This window comes from Gemmata algarum, assembly GCF_034097035.1.
GTDB lineage: Bacteria > Planctomycetota > Planctomycetia > Gemmatales > Gemmataceae > Gemmata > Gemmata algarum.
Genome location: NZ_JAXBLV010000001.1, coordinates 1 through 23271 on the forward strand (window position 1 = coordinate 1; position 23271 = coordinate 23271).

A 23271-nucleotide genomic window follows, 5' to 3' on the forward strand; every position below is an offset into this window, starting at 1 on the left:
CAGGTTCAATTGTTTCTTGATGTCGTCCGGCAGCGAGAGCGGCGTTTCGATGGCCTCTCGGTAGAAGTCGAGTACGTACATCGCGCCGTCCGGCCCGACGCTCAACTGCACCGGGCGGAACCAGTTGTCCGTGGACGCCAAGAACTCGCGATCCTCGTAGGCGCGCACGGCCTTGTACGCCGCGCCGTTCTCCCTCAGCAACTCGCGGTGAACAAGGTTGTTCGCCGGGTCACAGACGAAGTTGTTGCCGCGATACTCGTTCGGAAGCAGGTCGGCGGTGTAAATGAGGGGACTACAGCCGGAGGTGATGTAGCCCCCGGGGACCAGTTCCGTCGAAGGGAAGCGTTTCGCGTCCGCGCCCCCCGCGCGTCGGGTGGTACGTTCGACCCGCCACGGTTCGAACGGGCTGATGCGGAACACCTTCGCGGCGGCCCCGTGCTCGGGGATGTCGAGCGTCACCGCGGAGACCGCCAGGGCCGGGTTGCGCTTCAGGTAATGATCGGGGAGCACGATTTGTCGCAGGTGCTGGCTGTTCGTCGCGGTGAACCAGCGCTGATAGTCGTCGGCGCTCAGCCCGTACTGGCCGCCGGAGCTGGTCGGTTCGAGGCTCGCCGGCACGTCGGGCTTGAACCGCAGGCCGCGGTTGCGGAGATTGACCGCCGGGGCGTCCGCCCTCTGCCCGGACTTCACGATGCCGCCGTCGCTGCCACAAATACCGTACACCCAGTTGTCGAGCCCCCACTGAAGGCTGTTCAACATCTGCTGAATGTTCGCAAGGTAGAAGCCGGTGTAGAGGACGGTCGTTTTGTCCGCCTTGCCGTCACCGTCCGTGTCTTCGAGGTACAACAGGTCCGGAGCGACGGCCACGAGTAGGCCGCGCTTGTAGGGCTGCACGCCCATAGGGAACCGCAAGCCCTCCGCGAACGTCGTCACCGTCTCGAAAACCCCGTCCCCGTCCTTATCGACAAGGCATTTGATTTTGCCCCGTGTTTCGCTCCCGGTCCCAACACCGCCGTTCGGATAACCGCGCATCTCGCAGACGTAGAGCCGCCCCTTCTCGTCGAAGGCCATCGCGACGGGGTCCACGACAGCGGGCTCCGCAGCAACTAATTCGGCCTTGATCCCGTCGGGGAGTTTGAAAGTGGCGAGTTCTTCCTTGGGAGTGAGAGGGCCGGGCGGCTTCGGAAGCTCACCGACCACGGCCGCCAGGTCCTTGACCTTGTTGACGATAGCGTCTTCAATCGTCGGGCTCCACTTCCCGGGCATCCCGTAGTAAATCTGGGACGAATCCGCTTCGTACCCTCCTTCTTTGAGCACGCGGGCGCTGGGGATGTAGGACATCACGTCGTTGGCGTAGCCCATGACCCACAGCGCGCGGCTCGTGGGGACATCCTTTTTGAGCCTCAGCACGTAGTCCACCACGACCTCACCACCGAGCGCCACCCAGAGCACCTGATCGCCGAGTGCCCACGCCTGCACTGGGTAGTGGGGGTAGGTGTCGGCAATCTTCCCAGTCGCTTCGAGTTCTTTGAGCAGCCGCTCGGCACGCTTCTGCGCGGCTAACGTTTTGCTCAAAGCGTCAGCGCCTAACTGGGCTTTTGTGGGTACCGAATCGAACTTGAGCGTGATCTGCTCGTATTTCGCTGCGAACCTCCCCTGAATCGGCTTCGCGCCCTTAACGGCCGCGGTGACCGCCTCGGCAAGCTCTTTACCGTACTGCTCACATTGCTCGATCTTCCCGCGCGGGAGCGGGTTGGCGTCGGCACCGCACCCGGTCCAGAACATCCCCTTGGCACCGGGGAACGCCTTCTCGACCGCAAGTTGTGCGAACCCGGCATAGTCGCCGCACCACTTGTTGAAGCTCAGTGTGGTGTTGTGACAGGCGTACCCGAACACCACCGCGAGCGGCGCACCGTCCGTCCCCTCGGCGACCAGCACCGGGACCGTGTGGTCGACCGGCCCGGCAGGGTTGCGCCCGTTGATGACGCCCTTCTCCGTCGGCTCGCGTCGGTTCGCCGCGAAGGTCGCCTTGCCCGCGCCGTACTTGAGCACCGCCGGCCGGCGGTTCTCGATCGCCGATCCGATGAGATCGACCAACCGGAGTTTCAGTTCATCGGTGTACGCCTCGATCTTTCTGCTTTCTTCTTTCGTAAGCGGGTACATGTCGATCAGGTTCTCACGAACCACCGGCCCACAGTGGGTGTGCGACGCGCTGAGGACGAGTTCCTCGCGCCTGACGCCGAACCGCTTCTCGGCGTCCGCGGCGACCGCGGCTCCCAAGGACCGCGGGATGCCGATCAGATCCGTCGTGACGAGCACGAGCCGCTTACCGGCCGCGTCTTCGAGACAGAGGGCTTTTGCGTGGAGGGCATGTATCTGGCCCTCGGCCGGCTTGGTGCGAGCGGCGTAGCCCGCCATCCAAATCGGCTCGCGCGGCGTAATATCCGTCACCGCCACCCCGGCCTTAAACTGCGGCTTGTCGTCCGCCGCCAGCGGAACCGCGAGGGTGAATGTGAGTGCGAGCGCCAGCAGCGTTTTCATTCCTTCCCCTTCCCTTCTACCTTCAGCAGCTTCCGGATGGCAGCTAGGAGCATTTCTTCCGAACCTGGGCCGGACAGAGCGACGGTCGGCTCGTATCCGCCTTCGAGGTACGCTTTTGCCGTGGGGATGTAACCCGGCCCGTCGTCCCCGTAGGCGGCGACATTGACCACCGCGTCAGGGCGGAGCTTCTGCGCAGCGATTTGGTACTCGACGAACGCCTCACCCGGCAGAAACAGCGTTTGAATCGCCCCGCCGAAACTCAGGCAACTGACTTCAATGGGCACGTCCTTGCGTGCGAGCCAAGCGAGTTGAAACGCCGCGTTGTTGCGCTTGGCGGCTGCCGCCTTTGGGTCGTTCAGTACCTTGGTGCTTTCCGCTTCTCCGAACGACGCCTCTTTGCGCGCCGGCAGCGTCACGGCCTCGAACCGCCACCGCAACTCCGTTACGGGCGTGGTGCGGGTCGCCTTCCATGCCGACACCATTGCGGTGTGGACGCGGTCGCGAAGAACGACCCGGTTTTCTTTGGAGCCGTCGTTGTACTTCCCGGCCGTCACGTTCCCGCCGCACCCGTTGAAGTACACCTGGAACACCTTCGTTTCGTCCTGAAGCTTCTGCCGCGCGAGCCCACAGAAGTCCGCGCTCACCCGCCCGTCGCCGTAGTAACTCATGGGGTGGCAAGCGTAAAAGTGCAGCCCCGCGAGCGGCCTGTCCCCGTCCCAAAAGCTGAGCGTTCGCAGTTTCGGATCGATCAGCCCCTCCGGTGCCTCTCGAGCCTCCTTGCTCTTCGTCGCGCTGGTGCGTGTAAATTTGACGTTGCCGTCGTCACCCAGAACGCGGCGATTCGACGCGACCTCTTTTACCTCCGCGAGGCCAGTCCCGACGTGTGTAAACCGCACGGCCTTTACGAGCGAAGCGGTCAGCGCTTCTGCTGACGCAGTCACGCACCGGTCGAAGAACTTCAGGTCCAGCGAGGTGGGGGCCTTCGCCGCGGCGATCAGCTTTTCTGCCCCTGTGTCGGCGAACGGCGCGTTGTGCGGGTGAACGCAGTGGAGCGAAACGTGTTCCGGCGTGGTGTGCGCGGCGTCCGCGAGCGCCCTCCGCCAAGTTCGAAACGCTTCGTTGCGCAGGCCAGTCCAGTCGACCGCGCAGAGCACCACCGGCTTGCCCACACCGAGCAGCACAACGCCGAGCGCTTTCAGAGGGTCGTCGACGCCGCGCACCGGCTCGATCCAACCGCCGCACAGCGGGTGACCTTCGGGGGGGGTGACATCGCAAGAGAATGTCGCGAGGTGGAGTGCCGGCATAGAGCACCGGGTGGGGTGGGTGAAAACGGACCCACATTATGCCATCACTCGAGTGGCTTGTCTGCCACCATCTGCGTGCTCTTGGCGGCGGGTGCCCGGCGCGGCAGGTACTGCCACACCAGCGCGAGCAAGATCAGCCCACCGCCGGCGAACATCCAGAGGTTCGGGGTGTCCTTTTCGGGCGTAATCAGGTACGCCCACACCGGGTTGAGTAACGGTTCGAGGAGCGTGATGATGGCCGCTTCTTGCGGAGGAACCGCACGCAAACTGCGTGTGAACAACCAGTACGGAAGCGCCATCTGGACCGCGCCGAAGACGACGAGCACTCCCACCTGACGCGCGGTCGGGGCCGTCACCCACGCCCCGAAGGCGGCCGGTCCGTCGTTCAGGAGCACGAACGCTCCCAAGGTGACTGCGGTGCCGAGCAAATTGAGTGCGACCAGCCACGCCGACGAGTGCTCCCGCAGCGTGCGCAGAAACAGAACCACAACCGCGTAGGTGATCCCGCTGCCGAGCCCCATCAGCAAAATGAGCGTTTGCGTGCGCTGTTGCGCTGGTGGGAGGTCGCGCGGCCAGTTTCCGGCCACGATTACCACCGCGCCCGCGGCCCCGAGCAGTACCGTCTCCCAGCCACGTCGGCTCGCCGGTTCATGCAGAAAAAGCACCGCAAACACGTACACCCACAGTGGGGCGGTGTTTTGCAGGAAGATCGCGTTTGCGGCCGGCCCCCGTCCCAGGGCCGACAGGTACAAACCGCTCATGACCGTGAACACGACCATCATCAGGGCCATGCGCGGCCGGAACGTCATTTCGGAACGGGCCACCAGCGCCAACACAATCACGCCGCCGAACAGGCCGCGGTAGAACGCGACCTGGAGCGGAGTAAGAAGTGGTGTGTCCAGCCCCAAGCCGAGCGGCTCGCTCAGAAGGCGCATGAACACGCTACCACTGCTCCATAGCACCGCAGCAAGAATCAGCAGCCCGCGTGCACGGGTGTAAGTGAGGGGTTCAGGCGTCATTCCGAGCGCGGTTGAGACGGCCGCACCGGAGTGACGCGGTCGAGAAAGAGATTATTGGCCGGGCGCGTCGCAACGGCCACACGCGGGCACCGAATCGGCCTGCGCAACGCGGTACAGCGGCGGTGGACCAACCGCCCGGCCCAACCCGAACCGCGTAGACCCGGTCAGCACCGCGAGCAGCACCGCCCCCCCTCCGACCACCCACGGCCAGAGGCTCAGCTTCGGCCGCGGAACAGACGTTAACGGCGGCTCTGGGGCGTCGCCCTCGTCCGCGTCGGTGGGGCTCGGGTGGGGCGGCGGGTGGTCCGCCCGAGTTTGCATCTCCAGCGACTGAATGTCACCGGACGGTTGAACATCTCCGTCCGCGAACGGCGGCAGCGTTGTGGCCAAGCCGGTCGCCCCAAGCGCGCGGACGAGGTCATCGGCGCGCTGGACCCGAGCCCGGGGGTCACACGCGAGCATCGAATCGACCAAGTTCGCTACGGTGGCCGGCGTGCCCGGCGCCAGCGCGCGCACCGGACGAAACGAGCCGTGCGCCTTCTCGCGAATGACCTCGTCGTGCGTCGCACCGGAGAACGGCACCTCGCCCGTCAACAGGTGGTAGAGCGTCGCACCGAGTGCAAAAATGTCGCTGCGCCCGTCCACTAAATTCGCATTTACCGCTTGCTCGTAGGGCATGTAATATGTCGTCCCCACGCCCTGATGCACGGCGGTGAGTTGCGAATCGTCGTTGAGCCGCTTCGCAAGCCCCAGGTCGGCGAGTTTCGCCCCCCCGCCCGGGTGGAGCAGAATGTTGTCCGGTTTCACATCCCGGTGGACGTACTGGCGTTCGTGCAGAAAGGCCAGGGCGTGCGCGATGTCGAGGCCGATACGAACGACCATTCCCACAGGGAGCCGGCCGAGACGCAGCAGCGCGCCGTGCGCGGTGGGACCGTCGATGTACTCCAGAACCAAGTAGTGCTTGCTGACCTCGGGATCGAAACCGGATGCGTACCCTTGCACGATGGCGGGGTGTTCGAGGACGCGGCTCAACCGGGCCTCGCGGTAGAACCGGCCGACGAACTCGGGTTGCCCGGCCAGGTGATCGGCCAAGAGTTTGACCGCGACCGGTCGGTCGGTGACGACATCGTAGCTGTGGTACACGGCGCTCATGCCGCCCTGCCCGATCTGGCGGAGCAACCGGTACCCCGCTACGGACCGCAGTGCCGCAGGCACGTTCGCGTCACCCTCCGTCATCGGCGCACCTCCTGGTACCCGAAGCAACCTAAACTTCCGACCGACTCCCGCCCGGAAGAACCCCTTGCGCGCGGCCGAACTCGCTGCGAACCACTCATCCCACCGGGCGGCCGAGTAGTCAATGTCCGCAGTCACTTACACGTCTTCGATGTCGTTCGCTTTCACCGCTAACGGATTTGGAACCGTCAGCGTTGGTTCGCGAGTCGCCCGCAAGTTATTTGCCCCGAACCGGCCCCAATCGTCGCGCTTTCTCGACTTTACGCCTGTGGAACCGATTTGTGGCACCTCCAACCCTTACGATCACGGTCCGGCAAGGGTTCCCCGAGCACAATCGAGAAAAACCCCACGTGGGTGTCGGTTTGGTAGCACAATAAATGTCTGCGGTCGGATCGCGAGTGATGCCCGATAACGTCAAACAGGCGGTGTGCCTTCATCACCCGTTATAGTTGAATTCAGCGCCTGGGTGGGATGAGTTCCCCGTGAATGCGCGAAGTGTTGGCGTAAATGGGGCAGAATACACAAGCTCGGCGCCGTCACACCTCAGGAGTAAGGTGCGCGTTGCGGAGCGCTCGGAGCCGGGCCAATAGGGGACGCGGGCGCCCAGTCGGATCGAGCAAACCGCCGTGCGGTACGAGGTGCGGTTCCGCGTCAAACCAGTGGTCCCAGGTGACGCTTCGGACCTGTGGCCAACAAAGCGCCAAAGCCGCGAACGACGCACCCCATTCGGCCTGTCCTTCCGGGGTCGGCCCGATCGAGGCCCACGCGGTCTGTTGCTGGTCCGCCGCCCGCCGGTCCGGTCCCTCGCCGGCTGGGGCACTAAGGAGCACCTCTAAGGGCAATCCGAGCACCCCGAACACGTCGAGCAGGCGCGCGGTATCGAGCAGGTCGCGGGGCAGCCCCCCGCGCGGCCGCACCCCGGGGCGGATCTCGAGTTCCAGCCCCGACAGCCGCACCCCCGCGCGAAGCAGATCATCGGGGAACGCGATCGGTGAAATGGTCCGCGCCCCGCTGGCCCGGTACTCGCCCCAAGGCTGGGCCACGCTGAGGACGAGTTCCAGTCCGGAATCGACTTGAGCCGCGGCCTCGAACAGGCGGTACGCCAGCCGCAACCGGTCGTCGTCACTGAGCCCGAGCCCCTCGCCCTGGTTAAATCCGGCGCACACGACCCAGCGGCGCACGTCCCCTTTGTACCGGTTGAGTGCGGTTTCCAGGAAGTCGCACATACACGCCGCGAGCGTCGGCAGGTCCGCAGCCCATCCCGCGGCCCAAGGCGGCATCATGCCCGGCCCGAGGTCGATGACCGGACCGAGCGTCACGGGCAACCCCATAGCCCGCGCGCTCGCGACGGCGGAGTCGGTTTCGGTCCAATCGTACTGGGCCTCGGCCGCCTCGATGTCGCGCCAGCGGAGCCCGACGGCGGCGGCGTTGAACGCGCGCCCGTACTCGGCCGCGGCGGCCCGTTGTGGGGCGCACAGGTGCCGAGCGGCGAGTCGCGTGTCCAACCGACCCTCGGCCTTCTCGCGCGTCGCGAGCATCTGCCGAGTGTAGTCCCTTGTCAACCGATCCGCCAGCGCGTGCGCGTGCTCCAACACGCGCGTCGCCAGCGCGTCGGACTCTTCAGGGGTCGGCGCGAGCAAGGCGCGACCGAACTGCCGGCCGACCTCGACCACGCCACGATCGAACTCGGGAGTCGTATGGAGGCCGATGTCGTGCCATTCGGCGGCCAGCGTCCGCACCTGGTTCACCTTGCCACGGGCCAACTCGACGACCAGCCGATACGGCTCGGCGCGTTCCCGTAAGGTGCTGCTGATAACCGCGAGGGTACCGAACGGCGTCACCGGCCAGGGCACGATGAGGTACCCGCTCTCGTCCTCGTCTCGTGACAGCGTGAGGACCCCGTCGGCCAGCGAGACGACGGTGGGACCGGGCGTCTGGTCATGAAAGCCGGCGCCGGCGACGCACGCCTCCCCGAGACCCGCGGCGGCGGCGGCCGAGAGCGAACCCGGCAGCAGAAAGGACATGGAACCCATGCGCGTACAGACTCGTGCCCAGATGCCGCGGCAAAAACGCCCGTCTCGGGGCCGGACGCACGAACGCTGTGCCGCGGCTCAACGGGCGTCCTTCAGTTATAGCCGCGAGGACGGGCGAAAGGGAACTGCGTTCGGGCGGGAGCGGCCGGAATATTCGGGCGCCCGCCCTCCCGAAGTGAACTCACTCGTTCACAGGCGCGACGAGGCTGGTGATCGTGATGCCGTACTTCTCGGCCAGGGCGACGGTCGCCTCTTGGTCGATGACGATGGTCCGGCCGGCTTCGATGGCGAGTGCCGTCGCACCGGCCCGGTGCATCGTTTCGATGGTCTGGGTGCCGACGGTGGGCACATCGAACCGTTTGTCCTGCTCGGGCTTGGCGAGCTTCACAACCACGAACCCGCCCCGCGAACACAGTTCGCCGGCGCGGCGGATGGCCATGTCGGTGCCCTCGATGGCCTCGACCGCCAAGACGGCACGTTCGCGGACCATTACGCTCTGGCCGACATCGAGCCGGCCCATCTCGCGTGCCAGCTCCCAGCCGAACGCGATGTCGCGCTGCTCGCTCTTGGTCGGCTGCCGCTTGGTGAGAACGCCTTCGGGCACGAGCAACTCCGGGCACAGGTCCAGGGCCGAGACGCACTCCAGCCCTTCGGCCCGGAACTCGTCGATGAGCCCGAGCAGGAGCGAGTCGTCGTTGTTCGCTTTGCGCCGGCGCAGGAACCAGAACCGGAGCATCTTCCAGTCCGGGATGTAGTGGAGCCAGCGCCACGGCCGGAAGAGGATCTTCTTCTCGAACTTGCCGGCCATTGTCCAGCGCCGCGCCCCGCCGCGCCGGAAGGCGCGACACACGCTGCCGATGGACATGCGATGGAGCCAAACGAATTCGGTACAAAGCTCTCGCAGAACGGGATCGGCCAGCCCGACCGCGCCGACGCACACCACCGGGATGCCACATTCGCGGGCCTTTTCCGCGAACACCACCGGGAACCTTCCGGCACACGCGAGTAGCCCCACCGGCTCACGCGGGTCGAACGGTGCTGTCCCTCCCGAACCGAACGGAACAATCCCGGAGCTCATCTCAACCGGCCCCCTCTGCGGCATCGAGGCGTTTCTTGAGTTGCCGCAGTTCCTCACGCAACTCCGGCAGCCGACGGAGGCTCGCGAACACCCGCGCCATTTCCTTCACCGGCATCGCCGGCGTGCCGAGGTAGTGCAGGTCGCCCGGCAGGTCCGCCGGTACGCCCGCTTGCGCCCCCACCATCGCGCGGTCTCCGATGGTCACGTGGTCCGCAATACCGGCTTGGCCCGCAAGGACCACGTAGTCGCCGGTGACGCACGACCCCGCAACCCCGGACTGGCTGCAATACAGGTTGTGCTTACCGATCTGGCAGTTGTGCCCGACCATCACGAGGTTGTCGATCTTGGTCCCGGCGCCGATCCGCGTCGGCGCGAACGTGCCGCGGTCGACGGTCGAGTTGGCCCCGATCTCCACGTCGTCTTCGAGCTCCACCCAGCCGAGTTGTGGAACCTTGTGGTGCTTCCCGTTCGCGGTGCGGTAGCCGAACCCGTCCGCCCCGATTACCGCGCCGGCGTGCAGAATGACCCGATCGCCGAGCACACAGTCGTCGTAGAGCACGACGTGCGGGTAGATGATCGCGTCGCGCCCGATCTTGCAAAACCGACCGATTATGGCGCCGGCGTGGACTGTACAGTTCTCGCCCAGTTCGGACCCTTCGCCGATCACGGCCAGCGGTCCGACCGAGACCCCTGGAGCGAGCTTGGCCGTTGGGTGAACGTGTGCCCCCGGCGAGATGTCGCGAGGGGTCTCTTCCGGTCGCGCTCGGAGGTGGCGCACAATGTCCGCGAAGGCCATCAGCGGGTCGGCAACGCGGATCACCGGGCGCCCGTTAACCGGCACGGACGCGGGCACGACGGCGGCGGACGCCCGGCTGTTGTGCCAGGCATGCAGGTTCCTCTCGCTCTCGACGAACGTAATGTCCCCGGGCTCGGCCTCGGACAACGTCCGGGCGTTCGTTATGGCCAGTTCGGGGTCGCCGAGAACTTCTCCTCGGACCCACTCGGCGAGTTGTCTGACGGTGACGTTCACGGTGGGAATCCCTTCTTCCGGCTAGGCGAGGGGTGCAGCCGCCCGGAGTTCGCGGAAGTTAGCGAACCGGGACGGTTGGGACAAGCCCAACCGTCTGCGCGTCTCGGAACTGACCTTGCTTCCCACTATCGACGTGCCAGCACATCTCACGACAGACGGAAGCGGTCGGGGAGAGGGGAAATCGGCGCGGGCACGCCTGGATGCGCCGGTTATGCGGGACGGATCTCTGCGAGTTGTGCGAACGTGGATGCCGAAACTGCACCGGCGTTCGTCATAACGGCCCCGTCTCCAGCGGCAGCACAGGCCCAAAGGAACCTGTTCCATGAAGCAACGAGCGCCTCGTCCGCGTTACCCCAAACGACACAGGTAAGCGAATCGACCTCGCGGCGGAGCGTAACCATGGCCCCGCCGGCGGCGACGCGCAACTCCTCCCAGTCCGGTTCCGGAGTTTCGTCGGGGAACGCGGGCAGGCCATCGATCATGCGGATCGTTCCCGGCTCACCGACTCGATGAAGTTGCGATTTAATAGCGTCCCACGCCGGAACTTGACCGGCGTGAAACCGAACGATGCGATCCATACCCATCGTGTAACCTGCTTATTTGTCCTTACCCGTCTGGATGTCTTCGAGCCGCTTCTTTTGATCGGGGGTCAGGAGCGCTTTGAGGTCTTTGTCGCGCGCCGCCTTAATTTCCTTGATCTTCGCTTCCAACTTATCGATCTCGCTGTTGTATTTCCCTTGAACCTTGTAAACATCCTGCACTTGAGAATCGCTCAGCCCCAGCCGCTTCCAGTTTGCCGGCAGAACGCCTTTCGCCTTCGCGGCCGGCTCGTCCGCTTTGTCGAGTTTCTTCGGGGCTTCGGTCTTCTTCTCGTCCTTCTTGGCGTCCTGACCAACGAGTCCGCTTCCGGACAGAACGGCGAGCGCAGTAAACAGGGCGAACGAACGGGCGTAGAACATGTGGGCCTCTGGCGGGAACACGGGCGGGTGATACAGCCAACACAACATCAATATGGAGAAGTCGAACCCCCGCACGCAAGTAAAAAGCGCACGCCAACTGGGGATTCAAACCAACTTCACACTCATCCCCCGCACCCGGTCGGACCGCACGCCTCGCCCGCTCCGTCGGTGCCGCTCACGGCCTCGGCCATCACCCGAAGCTGGATGACGCTGCGCTCCTGCTCCTTCTCCAGGTACGCACGGCCCTTTTTCACGTTAACGTGGTCCCACGGCAGCTTCTCGGACACCGGCCGCTGGCGCGAGCGGTAGAAGTCCACATCGATGCCGAGGTCGCGGAACGAACTCCACCACAGCTCCGGCTGGAAGCACTCCTTCCAGCCGTCGAACCGGGCGCCGCGCTTCCACGCCTCGTACAGCCCCATCGACACGCGCCGGTCACCGCGGGTGAGAATGCCCTCCAGCAGGCTCGTCTCGATGTCGTGCTGTTTGATCCGCACGAACTTGTTCCGCTTGCGGCGGTGCATGTAATCGCCCGCCCGGATGAAGTAATCGCGAGCCTGCATCCCGTTCCACTGGTACGGCGTGTGCGGCTTCGGGATGAAGTTTGAAACGCTCGCGGTGACCTCCTTGTACCGGCCGGTCGCCTGCTTGCCGACCTCGCTGATCGCCTCGGCCAGGTCCACAATTCCGTCCAGGTCCGCGGCGCGCTCACCGGGCAGCCCGCACAGGAAGTAGAGCTTCACGTGCGACATGCCCTCCTTGAACGCCTCCCGGCAGCCTTCGATGAGGTCATCGTTCTTGATGGGCTTACGGATCTGCGTGCGCATGTCGTCGCGGGCCACCTCGGGCGCCAGCGTCATACCCGCGCGCCGCCAGCCCTTCATCAGCTGCGGGACCGACCGGAGTTGGTGGTTCACGCGCAGGCTCGGCAGCGACACGTTCACACCCAGCGGCGCGAACACCTCGTGCATCCGCTTCACCAGCTCCTCGAAGTGAGGGTAGTCGCTCGACGAGAGCGACAGCAGGCTGATCTCGTTCATCCCGGTGTTGCGGTAGCTCTCCAGCGCCGCCTGCACGATGGTCTCGACCGAGCGCACCCGGAGGGGCCGCTTGATGACGGTGGACTGGCAGAACCGGCACTGCCACGGGCACCCGCGCATGATCTCGATCGCGATGCGGTCGTGTGGGGTCTGCACGAACGACACGACCGGCTTCGTCGGCAGCGGGATGTCGTCGAGGTCTTGCGAGATGGTGCAACTTTCGATCTGGACCGGCACGTCCGAGCGGGTGCGGTTCACGGCGGCGATGGTGCCATCGGCGTGGTAATCGAACTCGTAGAAGCACGGGGCGTAGGCCCACTTCGTGCTGCCCACGAGTTCCGCAAGCATGTCGAGCCGGCGCTTGTGCGAGAAGTCCCCCTCGCGGACCGCGACCTCCTTGAGTGCCATCCACTTTTCCATCACCCACGGCAGCGACTCCTCGCCGTCGCCGATGACGAAGAGGTCCACGAACGGCGCGAGCAGTTCCGGGTTCTGCGCCCCGGGGCCGCCGGCGATCACGAGCGGGTCGCTCACCAGCCGCTCGGTCGCGAAGTGCGGGATGCCACCGAGGTCGATCATGTTCAGCAGGTTCGAGTAGCACACCTCGTACTGGAGGCTGAACCCGACCACGTCGAACCCGGACAGCGGCGTGAACGTCTCCAGCCCGTACAAGGGGAGCCGGTTGCGGCGCAGTTCGGCCTCGAAGTCCATCCACGGGGCGAACGCGCGCTCGCACGCCCACTGCGGATCGTTGTTCATGATCGTGTAGAGCACCTGGAACCCGTGGTGACTCATCCCGAGCGTGTACGCGTCCGGGAAGCACAGGCACAGTTTGCCGCGCACCTGCCGGTGGTCCTTCGGCACCGAGTGGAGCTCGCCGCCGGTGTACTGGGCCGGTGTCTTCACGCGCGGCAGCACCCGCATCACGGCGTCGCGGAGGGCGGTATTCGTCATGGCAACGTCTCTCGACCTGTCGTCGGCAGTGGGCCTTGCGATTATAGCAGCGAGTCGCGCGAAAGCCCCGAACGAAGGTCTCGGGCTTTTGGTTGTCGAGTCACGGCGAGCGTTTACCTCCGAATCTGTGCGGCAGCGTGGGAAGAGCCGGCCCCCGTGTGGTGAAGCACAGCCCCCGCACGGGCGACGCGCCATCGTCCGCGTAGCCGGAGCCACCGAGCTAAACCCGCACCGGCACGACGCAGCACCCCTACGCTAACACCGGACAGGAGTGAAACGACCTTGGGAGAGCGAAAATGGACCCGGACGCGGTGATCGAGGCCACCCAGCGGTGGATTCGCGAGGTGGTGATCGGCCTGAACCTCTGCCCGTTCGCGCGCCGGGTGTTCGACGGTGGACTGATCCGCTACTCCGTCACGGACGCGGCTGATACCGCGGCACTGGCGGCAGCCCTGACAGAGCAACTCCACTCGCTCGCGACGGCTCCGGCAGAAGTGATCGAGACCGCGTTCCTCATTCACCCGAACGCGCTCGCGGACTTCTTCGATTACAACGACTTTGTGGCCGGAGCGGACGAGCTAGTCGCCGAGTTGGGGCTTGAAGGGGTCATCCAGATCGCCAGTTTTCACCCGCAGTACCAGTTCGCGGGCACCCGCCCCGACGACGTAGAAAACTATACGAACCGGTCGCCGTTCCCGATGCTGCACCTGCTGCGCGAGGAGAGCATCAGCCGCGTGAACGACGACCCAGAAAAGCTGCTCGACATTCCGAAGCGCAACATCGAGACGATTCGCAAGTTGGGGCGCGCCAAGTTGCTCGCGCTCGTGAACCGCGCTCCTGGTTGAGGCGCGGTCGCCAGACGAGCTACTTCTTCTTAAACATCGTGTGGCCCGGGTCGCCACGGCTCAGCATGTACGCGAGCAGGTCCAACACCTCGTTTTCGTTCAGGTCGTTGAGGAGCTTCTCGGGCATCAACGAGACGTTGGACGGCCGCACTTCTGCGACATCTTCGCGCTTCAGCTCGATGACCTTGCTGGAATCTTCCGGATTGGTAACGATCACGAGTTTACCACCCACATCGCTGACGATCTTACCCGTGATGGTCTGCTCGTCGCCGGTGCGAATCACTGACGCCTTGTACTGGTCCGAAATCACCTTACTGGGCTCGACGATCGCCTCGGCCATGTCCTTCAGCCCGAACCGCCCCGCCGCCTGGGACAGGTCCGGCCCGGTAGCCCCGCCGTCGCCGCCGAACCGGTGGCACACCACACACCGGGCCGCCGCGAACGAGCGCTCGCCGTTCTTGAAGTTGCGTCCGCTCTTGAGCTTCTGTTCCAGGCCGACGAGTTCGGCCGTGGTCCACGCCCGGCCCGGGCCGACGGGCTTGGGCAGAACCGGCACCTTGTACGCCGGACGCAGGTTCGCAGCTTCGATCGCCAGCCGGTTGGCGTCGCCGGCGTTCGCGAACGCATCCTTTTCGATGTTGGTTAAGAACCCCTGGTAGCTCGCCCCGCCGTTCTTGGTGCGCGCCTCGGCCAGGAACCCGTAGTACGTTTTCCAGCGGTCGATGCTCCAACCGGCGGTCGCGTTCCGGAGGGTGAACAGGTACCACAGCTTCTGCTGGTCGGCCGAGTTCTTCATCAGGTTCGCCACGGTGCCACCGTACCCGCGGTTACGAAGGATCAGTTCGTCCAGCCCTTCCTGGGTCAGCGGCCTCGACGGCTTCTTGAGCTCCGCGCACAGCCACTCGACAATCTTGGGGTGCTTGAGGTACACGAGCAGTTGGGCCAGCTCGCGGTTGACGGCGTCCGTCGGGCCGGGGAACAGCCCTTCGAGCTTCTGCCCGACCGCGTTCGCGACGGCGTCGCTCGGCGCGCCGGTGCGCAGGAACACGAGCTGGTACGCCCGGAGCGCGTCGAGCACCTGCGGCTCGTTCAACTTCTGCGTCCACAGCGCGTCTAAACCGGCCAGCAGTTTGGGCTGAAGGGACGTGTCACCCTGGTGGGCCAAAGCGACGACGGCCGCGATTAGGGCGTCCGGCTGGGTGAGAGCGAGCGCCCGGTCCTGCCACCCTTTGACCGGCTGGTGCTCGAGCCCGACGCGCGCCGCGTACCGGACGAACCGATCCTTGTGACCGAGCAGCGGGATCAGGAACTCAGCCGCCTTCGCCGGGTCCGCCGCCGGCTTGTGATACTCTTCGGCCTGTTTCAGCAACTTGCGTTCGGGCGTTTCGCCCAATCTGGTCTCGACCGGCGCGGTCGGCTCGGAACCGGTGTACGTCACGCGGAACAGTTCACTCTGCGTCCCGCGCCCGCCGATCGTGAAGTACATCGCCCCGTCGGCTTGGTTGATGACCACGTCGGTCAGCGGTAGCGGCGTGCGGCTCAGGAACTCTTCCTTGACACCCTTGTAGGTCGCCCCGGTCGGTTCGGTGTGGATCGCGTACATAGTGCCGAACGTCCAGTCGCAGATGAACAGCGCCTTCTGGTATTTGGCCGGGAACTTCGCCCCGTACCCGAACTCGACGCCGACCGGCGAGCCCGGACCGATGTCCGTCATCGCCGGGAGCGAATCGACATAATAGGCGGGCCACTTCCCGGTACCAGAACGCCAGCCGAGTTCGCTCCCACTGGTGGCGTGGTTCACCCGCGTCGGGCGATACCACGGCATCCCCAAGTCCCACTCCATATCCGCGTCGTACACGAACATCTCGCCGTCAGCGTTGAACGCGAAGTCATACGGGTTGCGGTAACCGGCGGTAAAGATTTCCCAGGTGTTGCCGCCTAGATCGGTTTTGGCGACGTACCCACCCGGGGCCAGAATACCGCGGGCGTGACCGTTCGCATCCCACTGCCGCGGCAGGATGTGGTCCTCGCTCCAGTTCTTCGGCAAGCGGCTATGATCGAACTTTTCGGGCGGCTGCGTGTGGTTCCCGCAAATAACGTAGAGCGAGTTACCATCCGGTGCGAGCCGGATGGCGTGCGGGCCGTGCTCACCGCCGCCCGAAAGCGCTTTTAGCTTTTCGACCTTATCGAGGGTGTCGTCGCCTTTGGACGACGACACACGGTACAAGCCACTTCCCGGCCCGCCGTTGCAGACCACGTACAGAATGTTCTTGTGCCACAGGAGCCCCTGCGCCCCGGTGACCTTGGCGGGGATCTTCTCGACCTTCGTCTCTTCGTCAGTGCCGATCTTGCCGGGCGTGATGCGAACCAGCCCCAGCCCGCCTTGGTCGCTGGCGATGAGCCGGCCCTTGTCATCGGCAGTAAGGCAGACCCACGAGCCGAGTTGCTTCGGGGGTACTGTGAACAGCTTCTCGACTTTGAAGCCGGGCAACGCAACAAATGTGTTGGCGGGCACCTTCGATGCGGATTGCGTGACCGCGTTGTCGAACACTTTACCCCACGGCTGATCCCCGTAGGTACCGATCTTCTTGGCCTTCGCGGCCGTGGCCCCTTTCTTCTCAGTCGCGAGCCAGGTTTCGTCGCTGACGACGTACTTCGTGTTGCCCTTGTCGTCAGTGACGGCCAGTTTCAGAACGAACCCGGCCACACCACCGGCGTTGCGGACCTCGGCGACCAGTTCGTTCTTCTCCTTCAAGAGTTTCGTTACGTCGGCCTCGGCGGGCTCCTGCCACTCGTCCGAAGCAGCAACCTGAGTCCCGTTCAGGAACAAGACGACGTGATTATCGGCCGAGGCCTTCACGCGCGCGGCCTTCACGTTGGACGCCGCGAACTCGGTACGCAATGTGTAATTCTTGGTCGGTGTCGCGCCCCAAATCCAGAGCGGCGCCGGGCCGCCGCCGAACACCTTGGCCCAGTCGGTCGCCGCGACATCGATCGGCGGCGGTTTCGGCACCTCGCCCCGTTCGATTGCTCGGGCGACAACGGGCTTCTGCACAAACGGCTCATCGGCGCGGGCGAGCGCCGCAGCGCCGAACGCGAGGAGAGTGAGCGTCGCTGTTCGCATGAATAGAATCTCGAAAAAAAGTACAGCCGGGCCTTATGGCTCAACAGCACGCGGCTTTGTTCGGCGGCTCACACGCCACCGGCGGTCACGCGAGAACGCCCTTCACCACTTTGCCGTGAACGTCGGTGAGGCGGTAGTCGCGTCCCTGGAAACGGTAAGTCAACCGGGTATGGTCGAACCCGAGGCAGTGCATGACGGTGGCTTGCAGGTCGTGAATGTGGACCTCGTCCCGCGCGACCTTGAACCCGAGGTCGTCACTCTCTCCGTGGGTGTGGCCGGCCTTGATTCCGCCCCCGGCGAGCATCAGCGAGAACGCGTCCGGGTAGTGGTCCCGGCCGAGCACCTTCCCGCCGGCGGTCCGGCCCTCGCGGAACGGCGTGCGGCCGAACTCACCGCCCCACACCACCAGCGTGTCTTTCAACAGGTCCCGGCTCTTCAGGTCGGAAATGAGTGCGGCAACGGCTTGGGCCGTCACGGTGCCCTTCTTGGTCAACCCGTCCCGGATGTCCTCATTCGGATTGGTGCCGTGGAAGTCCCACCCCCAGTCGAAGAGCTGCACGTAGCGCACGCCCTGTTCGACGAGCCGGCGGGCGAGCAGACAGTTGTTCGCGAAGCTGCCGGCCCCGGGCTTAGCGCCGTAGGCGTCGAGCACCTTTTGCGACTCCTTCGAGATGTCCATCACCTCGCTGGCCGAGAGCTGCATCCGGAACGCGAGTTCGTATTGTGAGATGCGAGTTCGCGTCTCCGGGTGACCGAGTTCCGCCTCCTGGAGTTCGTTAAGATCCCGCATCGCGTCGAGGCCGAGCCGGCGCATGTCGCGGTCGAGGCCGGGCGGGTCGCTCAGGTACAGCACCGGTTCGCCCTTGCTGCGGCACTGCACCCCCTGGAACACGCTCGGCAGGAACCCGCTGCCCCAACACCCTTGCCCGCCGCTCGGCTGCACCCCGCTCGAGATCAGCACCACGAACCCCGGCAGGTTCGCGCTCTCGCTCCCGAGGCCGTAGCAGGTCCAGGCCCCCAGACTGGGGCGCCCCTGCCGCGCAAACCCCGTGTACAGCAGCAACTCGGCGGGCGCGTGGTTGAACTCGTCGGTCTTCATCGACCGGATGACGGTCACGTCGTCCGCGACCGCGTGCAGCGGCTTGATCGCGTCGGACATCCAGATGCCGGCCTGGCCGTGCTGCTTGAACGGCTGCCGCGTGCCGAGCAGCTTGGGCACGCCGCTGGTGAACGCGAACCGCTTGCCCTTGAGGTACTCGTCGGGACAATCTTGGCCGTCGTGTTTCTGGAGGGCGGGCTTGTAATCGAGCAAATCCAGGTGCGGGGGCGCGCCCGACATGTGGAGGTAGATCACCCGCTTCGCCGAAGCCGCAACGTGGGGCTTCTTCGGTGCGAGTGGGTTCTCGACCTTCGGTCCTTCCGCGCGGCCGTCGTGAAGGAGCGAAGAGAGGGCTAGCCCGCCCAACCCCAATGATGAGGTGTGAAGGAAGTTGCGGCGCGTTTGGTGGAGCAAGCGCTCGGCGCGGGGGTGCATGAATCGACCCTCGGAGTGTGTTGCGGCGGTGGGCGGCGCGGGTCAGCGCTTCAATAGCATCTCGTCGAGGTTCATAATCACGTTCGCGACGACGGTCCAAGCCGCCGCCCCACTCGGCTCGGCGCCCTTCGGGAGCGGGCCGAGCGGGTTGGTCGCGAATTGCACCGCTTTCGCCGGCTGTTTGGAGAACTTCAATTTTGCTTCGTCGTACAGCTTCACCAGGCGGGCAGCCTCGGCGTCGGACGGCGGGCGCACGAGGCACGCCCGGAACGCGAACGCCACCCTCTCCGCGTCTGTCTTTCCGCCCTGCTCGATCACCCGGCGGGCGAGCGCCTGAGCCGCTTCGACGTACACCGGGTCGTTCATGGTCACCAGCGCCTGGAGCGGCGTGTTGGTCCGCGCGCGGCGCACCACGCACGTGTCGCGGTTCGGGGCGTCGAACGTTGAGAGCGACGGGTACGGATTGGAACGCCGCCACTGGGTGTAAACGCCTCGGCGGTACTTGTCTTCGCCCGCGCTGGTTTGCCAGTCGATGGACCCGCCGAACGCGGCACTCACGCCCAGGTTCGGCTGCTGTGGTCGTACCGACGGCCCCAGCATTTTCGGGCTCAGCAGCCCGGCCGCGGACAGCGCTTGATCGCGCACCATCTCGGCCGTGAGCCGGACCCGGGGTCCCCGCGCGAGGAGCCGGTTGTCGGGGTCACGCTCGTACAGCGCGCCGGTCACCTTCGAGGACTGCTGGTACGCGGCGGAGGTCACCAGCAACTTCAGAAACTTCTTCAGATCCCACCTCTGTGCCACCAGCTCGGTGGCGAGCCAGTCGAGCAACTCGGGGTGGCTCGGGAGCTCGCCCTGAGCCCCAAATTCTTCCGTGGTGCGGACGATCCCCGTACCGAAGATCTGCTCCCAGAAGCGGTTGGCCATCACCCGCGCGGTCAGCGGGTTCTCAGCCCCGATGAGCCAATTTGCGAACCCCAGGCGGTCCTTCGGAGCGCCTTTCGGGTAAGGATGCATGGCCGCGGGTGTGCCCTCGGTCACCTCGTCGCCGAGGTCCAGGAAGTTGCCGCGAAACTGGAGCCGCGTTTTCCGCCTCTGGTTACCGGACAGTTCCTTGAGTACCGGCACCGTACTTTCGGGTCTGAGGGTCGCAAGTTCCTTCTTGAGCGCGGCGAGCGCGTCGCGCTGTGCCTTGAGCTCCTCGGGCTTTTTGCCCTTTAGCGCCACCTCGAGCTCTGCGACCTGCTTTTCGACCGCGGTCCTCTTCGCCAGCACCCCGTCGGCCCAGAACGGCAGCACTGGGCTCTCGTCCGCCCGGTCGGCGTCGGCGGTGTTGTTGAAGAACGCGAACGAGCGGAAATACTCGGTCTGGCTGAACGGGTCGTACTTGTGCGTGTGGCATTGAGCGCACCCCATCGAGGTGCCCATCCACACCATGTACGTAGTGTTGACGCGGTCCACCACCGCGACGTTGCGGAACTCCTCGTCGTTGGTCCCGCCCTCGCTGTTGGTCATCGTGTTGCGGTGGAATGCCGTCGCGATGAGTTGCTCAGGAGTGGGATTCGGCAGCAGGTCCCCTGCAAGCTGCTCGACCGTGAACTGGTCCAGCGGCTTGTTCGCGTTGAAGCTCTGAATGACGTAGTCGCGGTACTTCCAGATCGTGCGCAGCGGGTCGTCGGCGTACCCGGCGCTGTCGGCGTAGCGCGCCAGGTCGAGCCACATCCGCGCCCAGTGCTCGCCAAACGCGGGTTTGGCCAGCAGCTTCTCCACCAGCCTCTCGTACGCCCCCACGGTGTCGTCTTTCAGAAACACGTCGAGTTCGTCGGGCGTAGGCGGCAGGCCCGTCAGGTCGAGAGCGGCGCGACGAGCGAGTGCGTACTTATCGGCCCGCCCCGCGGGTTCGAGCTTCTCGACTTCGAGCCGGGCGAACAGGAACGCGTCGACGGGGTTGGCCGTAGGGAACTTGGTTTTCGGCACTTCGGGCCGTACCGGAGTCATGTACGCCCAGTGAGGTGCGTAGTTCGCGCCCTCCTTAATCCACTGCTTGAGCACCCCTATTTCACGATCGGTCAACTTCTTACCCGTTTTCGCGGGCGGCATCACACTCGCGTCGTCGGGAGTTGCCAGCAAGCGCGCGATTAACTCACTGGAGTCCGGTTTGCCGACGACGATCGAGGTCTCATGCGCGCCGTCCTTGGTGTCGAGACGCAACCGGGCCTTGCGGGTCTTTTCGTCCGGGCCGTGGCACTGAAAGCAGTTGTTCGACAGGATCGGCCGCACGTCGCGGTTGTAATCGATCTTTGCAGGCAGCGGTTGCGCCTGGGCCGGGTGAGCGAAGAGCGCGCCCGCCACGAGCGCGAGTCCGAAGCGGCCGGTGAGGAAACGCACGGTTGGCCCTCAGCAGAACAACGCAGAACGACCGCGGGCTGGTCGAGGAGGCGGGATCGGTTCGAGTGATAAGGGAAGTGTACCCGGCGACGCGGGTCGAGCGGAAACAAAAAATACCTTGGCCGAAACGGTCGGTCCGCGCGACCTCACGGAAGTGCCGCTACTGCGGGTATGGGGGTGGAGTCCAGCTCGGGCGGAACAACTCCTGCTTGTGTCGGGACTTGTGGAACGCTTCGGCCAAGAACAGAATCGATCGGCACCGCGCGCGGAACGCCGGAAGGACGGCCTCCCCCTTCGCGCCGGGCGCGCCGGCCAGTTTGGCGAGCTGCGCGTGCGCGCCGTAATCCGCGGGCGTGTTGTGCGCCTGCATCCCTTCGAGGAGCTGGCTTTCCAGTTGCGTGAACTTCTCCAGAACCTCGGGCGTCACGCCGCAGTCGTGCGACCGGTACACATGAAGTTCGCGGGGCGCGAGGTCGGCGGCAACGTCCCCGGCACCGGGCGGCTCTTCTTTCTGCATATGTACCGCCAGCCCACCAAGCCCGACCACGATCAGCAGCGCGGCAAGGGAGAAGAGAACGGCCGCGCCGGGCACCGCACCCAACTGGAGCCCCAGTGACAGGAGCGCCAGCCCGACCCCACCGCCCAGGACCGTAAACGACCAGTGAACCCGCCGGTTCCAAGCCGACCACAGCCGCGCCAGTAGCGCGGGCCGCGCGGAGCGGGCACCGGAGCTGTTCTCTCCCCCACCGGGAACCTGAACGATCAGAACGGTAATGTTGTCGGGACCGCCGCGCAGGTTCGCGAGGTGAACCAGAAAGCGGGCCGCCTCATCCGGCGGGAGTGCGGAGACGACCGCCCCAACCTCTTGCGGCGTCACCACCCCCGTGAGGCCGTCGCTGCATAGTAGGAAGGTGTCCCCGGGCTCTACCGGGTACGGCCCTTCAATGTCGACTTCGACCTCGCGGTCGGGGCCGAGCGAGCGAATGATCACGTTCTTTTTGAAATCGCCGAGTTCGTCGGGGTCAACGCCCTGGCGCTTGGCAATTTCCCACACCCAGGAGTGATCGAACGTCAACTGCTCGACCCGCCCCTGGCGGATGCGGTACGCACGACTGTCACCCACGTGGCCGATCCAAGCGCCCTCGGGCCGGAGGACTAAAGCGGTACTGGTAGTGCCCAGACCGCGGAACTCGGGGTTCTGCTGGCCGATCTCGTGAATTCCGGAGTTCGCCTCTTGGAACGCGCGCCGCAGGGCCGGAAGCACCCCCCCGTCGCGGGCGTGCTTGGTGTAAAGGAACGGGATGTCGCGGGCGGCTTTCGCGCTGGCTTTCTCCCCCACCGCGTGCCCGCCCATCCCGTCGGCGACCACGAACACGTGCCCCTGAGCCGCAAAACCGGTCGCGTCCACGGCGGGTTGCGCAGCGCACGCGTCCTGGTTGTGGCTGCGCTTGACGCCCACGTCGGTCAGCGCCGCGTATCGGACAGGTTCAAACGCCGCCACGACTCACCTCGCGAAGGTTCTGTACCCATCCTACGCCATCGGCGGAAACAATGCTGCCCCCGCAACAGAAATCCGCGTCACGGTGCGGTTGACCGCCTCCCGGCGGGTCGGTATTTCGGTCGGCTCACCACGCCTCACGACGGGCACGGGCGAACGAAGGGGACTCGATGACGGCGCGAACCGTGCGACTGATGCCGGTCCTAGCTTGCGCAGCGGCGCTGGTCACCACCGGCTGCGTGGACCGTCGGTTCGTGATCGAATCGAACGTCCCGAACGCGCAAGTGTACATTGACAACCGCCCGATCGGCCCCGCGCCCGCCCACAGCCCGTTCGAGTATTACGGCTACTACACCGTGAAAATCGTTCAGCCGGGTTACGAGACGCGCGAAGAGCGGGTCCACGTCACCGCTCCGTGGTACGCGTACCCGCCCATCGACTTCCTTGCGGAGGTGGTGTGGCCGTTCCGCATCCGCGACACCCGCCGCTACTACTTCCAGTTGTACGAGGCGACTCAGACCCGCACCGACGACATCCTGAACGCCGCCGATGCTTTACGGCTTCGCGGTCTGAACCTGCCGGCGCCGGAGCGCCCGGCCGACCCACGCCCGCCGAAGAAGCCGCCACAAGCAGCGCCGCTCCCACCGCCCGCGGCACAGCCGGGCCTCGTCCCCAGCGTACTGCCTTAGCCCCC

16 protein-coding genes are annotated in these 23271 nt (G+C 65.4%); 2 read left to right on the top strand and 14 right to left on the bottom strand.

Annotation, left to right across the window (positions count from 1 at the left end; translation table 11 throughout):
* From R5W23_RS00005 to R5W23_RS00050, 10 genes are all read right to left on the bottom strand, one after another.
* Positions 1–2541 (bottom strand): neutral/alkaline non-lysosomal ceramidase N-terminal domain-containing protein (locus R5W23_RS00005; protein ID WP_320684543.1); only part of this gene is annotated, 2541 nt, incomplete at its 3' end.
* Entirely contained in the window at positions 2538–3761 is a 1224-nt protein-coding gene (locus R5W23_RS00010; protein WP_320684544.1) for a hypothetical protein, read from the bottom strand. The genes R5W23_RS00010 and R5W23_RS00005, both read right to left, overlap by 4 nt.
* Positions 3762–3889: 128 nt before the next feature.
* Positions 3890–4864: a DMT family transporter gene (locus R5W23_RS00015; RefSeq protein WP_320684545.1), complete on the bottom strand. Its 975-nt coding sequence runs from the start codon at positions 4862–4864 to the stop codon at positions 3890–3892.
* A gap of 51 nt (positions 4865–4915) precedes the next feature.
* Positions 4916–6100, bottom strand: coding sequence for a serine/threonine-protein kinase (locus R5W23_RS00020; protein ID WP_320684546.1), 1185 nt, complete (start codon positions 6098–6100; stop codon positions 4916–4918).
* Positions 6101–6633: 533 nt separating this feature from the next.
* Positions 6634–8130 carry a hypothetical protein gene (locus R5W23_RS00025; protein WP_320684547.1) on the bottom strand — a complete coding sequence of 499 codons (1497 nt, stop codon included), beginning with the start codon at positions 8128–8130 and terminating at the stop codon, positions 6634–6636.
* Between the two features lie 181 nt (positions 8131–8311).
* Complete coding sequence (locus tag R5W23_RS00030; protein ID WP_261186130.1) at positions 8312–9208, bottom strand: LpxI family protein; 897 nt, start codon at positions 9206–9208, stop codon at positions 8312–8314.
* 1 nt (position 9209) lies between these two features.
* Positions 9210–10238, bottom strand: a complete 1029-nt coding sequence (gene lpxD, locus R5W23_RS00035) for a UDP-3-O-(3-hydroxymyristoyl)glucosamine N-acyltransferase (protein ID WP_261186129.1) — start codon at positions 10236–10238, stop codon at positions 9210–9212.
* Positions 10239–10447: 209 nt separating this feature from the next.
* On the bottom strand, positions 10448–10816 hold the full coding sequence (locus tag R5W23_RS00040; protein ID WP_320684548.1) for a hypothetical protein: 369 nt from the start codon (positions 10814–10816) through the stop codon (positions 10448–10450).
* Between the two features lie 18 nt (positions 10817–10834).
* Positions 10835–11197 (bottom strand): hypothetical protein, encoded by a 363-nt coding sequence (locus R5W23_RS00045; RefSeq protein WP_320684549.1) that lies wholly within the window; start codon positions 11195–11197, stop codon positions 10835–10837.
* A gap of 122 nt (positions 11198–11319) precedes the next feature.
* Complete coding sequence (locus tag R5W23_RS00050) at positions 11320–13191, bottom strand: TIGR03960 family B12-binding radical SAM protein (RefSeq protein ID WP_320684550.1); 1872 nt, start codon at positions 13189–13191, stop codon at positions 11320–11322.
* A gap of 296 nt (positions 13192–13487) precedes the next feature.
* Between R5W23_RS00050 and R5W23_RS00055 the strand changes: the two genes are divergently transcribed.
* Positions 13488–14036, top strand: coding sequence for a DUF1415 domain-containing protein (locus R5W23_RS00055; protein WP_320684551.1), 549 nt, complete (start codon positions 13488–13490; stop codon positions 14034–14036).
* 19 nt (positions 14037–14055) lie between these two features.
* Here R5W23_RS00055 and R5W23_RS00060 read toward each other — a convergent pair whose 3' ends face one another.
* The 4 genes from R5W23_RS00060 to R5W23_RS00075 all read right to left on the bottom strand — a co-directional run bounded on the left by R5W23_RS00060 (position 14056) and on the right by R5W23_RS00075 (position 22580).
* A complete protein-coding gene (locus tag R5W23_RS00060) occupies positions 14056–17160 on the bottom strand; it encodes a c-type cytochrome (RefSeq protein ID WP_320684552.1) in 3105 nt (1034 codons plus the stop codon).
* An 85-nt stretch (positions 17161–17245) separates the two neighbouring features.
* Positions 17246–18694, bottom strand: coding sequence for a DUF1501 domain-containing protein (locus R5W23_RS00065; protein ID WP_320684553.1), 1449 nt, complete (start codon positions 18692–18694; stop codon positions 17246–17248).
* A 42-nt stretch (positions 18695–18736) separates the two neighbouring features.
* The gene (locus R5W23_RS00070; protein WP_320684554.1) at positions 18737–21079 is read right to left on the bottom strand and encodes a DUF1553 domain-containing protein; all 2343 of its coding nucleotides are present in this window, start codon (positions 21077–21079) and stop codon (positions 18737–18739) included.
* Between the two features lie 160 nt (positions 21080–21239).
* The gene (locus R5W23_RS00075) at positions 21240–22580 is read right to left on the bottom strand and encodes a PP2C family protein-serine/threonine phosphatase (protein ID WP_320684555.1); all 1341 of its coding nucleotides are present in this window, start codon (positions 22578–22580) and stop codon (positions 21240–21242) included.
* Positions 22581–22747: 167 nt separating this feature from the next.
* Here R5W23_RS00075 and R5W23_RS00080 point away from each other — a divergent pair, with 167 nt between their 5' ends.
* The gene (locus tag R5W23_RS00080; RefSeq protein WP_261186119.1) at positions 22748–23266 is read left to right on the top strand and encodes a PEGA domain-containing protein; all 519 of its coding nucleotides are present in this window, start codon (positions 22748–22750) and stop codon (positions 23264–23266) included.
* The last annotated feature ends 5 nt before the right edge of the window (positions 23267–23271 follow it).

Excerpts from the sequence above, each read along its gene's own strand:
- R5W23_RS00040 (WP_320684548.1), bottom strand. The coding sequence starts at position 10,816 with ATGGATCGCATCGTTCGGTTTCACGCCGGTCAAGTTCCGGCGTGGGAC.
- R5W23_RS00030 (WP_261186130.1), bottom strand. The coding sequence starts at position 9,208 with ATGAGCTCCGGGATTGTTCCGTTCGGTTCGGGAGGGACAGCACCGTTC.
- R5W23_RS00050 (WP_320684550.1), bottom strand. The coding sequence starts at position 13,191 with ATGACGAATACCGCCCTCCGCGACGCCGTGATGCGGGTGCTGCCGCGC.
- R5W23_RS00020 (WP_320684546.1), bottom strand. The coding sequence starts at position 6,100 with ATGACGGAGGGTGACGCGAACGTGCCTGCGGCACTGCGGTCCGTAGCG.
- R5W23_RS00065 (WP_320684553.1), bottom strand. The coding sequence starts at position 18,694 with ATGCACCCCCGCGCCGAGCGCTTGCTCCACCAAACGCGCCGCAACTTC.
- R5W23_RS00015 (WP_320684545.1), bottom strand. The coding sequence starts at position 4,864 with ATGACGCCTGAACCCCTCACTTACACCCGTGCACGCGGGCTGCTGATT.
- R5W23_RS00045 (WP_320684549.1), bottom strand. The coding sequence starts at position 11,197 with ATGTTCTACGCCCGTTCGTTCGCCCTGTTTACTGCGCTCGCCGTTCTG.
- R5W23_RS00060 (WP_320684552.1), bottom strand. The coding sequence starts at position 17,160 with ATGCGAACAGCGACGCTCACTCTCCTCGCGTTCGGCGCTGCGGCGCTC.
- R5W23_RS00080 (WP_261186119.1), top strand. The coding sequence starts at position 22,748 with ATGACGGCGCGAACCGTGCGACTGATGCCGGTCCTAGCTTGCGCAGCG.
- R5W23_RS00055 (WP_320684551.1), top strand. The coding sequence starts at position 13,488 with ATGGACCCGGACGCGGTGATCGAGGCCACCCAGCGGTGGATTCGCGAG.
- R5W23_RS00025 (WP_320684547.1), bottom strand. The coding sequence starts at position 8,130 with ATGGGTTCCATGTCCTTTCTGCTGCCGGGTTCGCTCTCGGCCGCCGCC.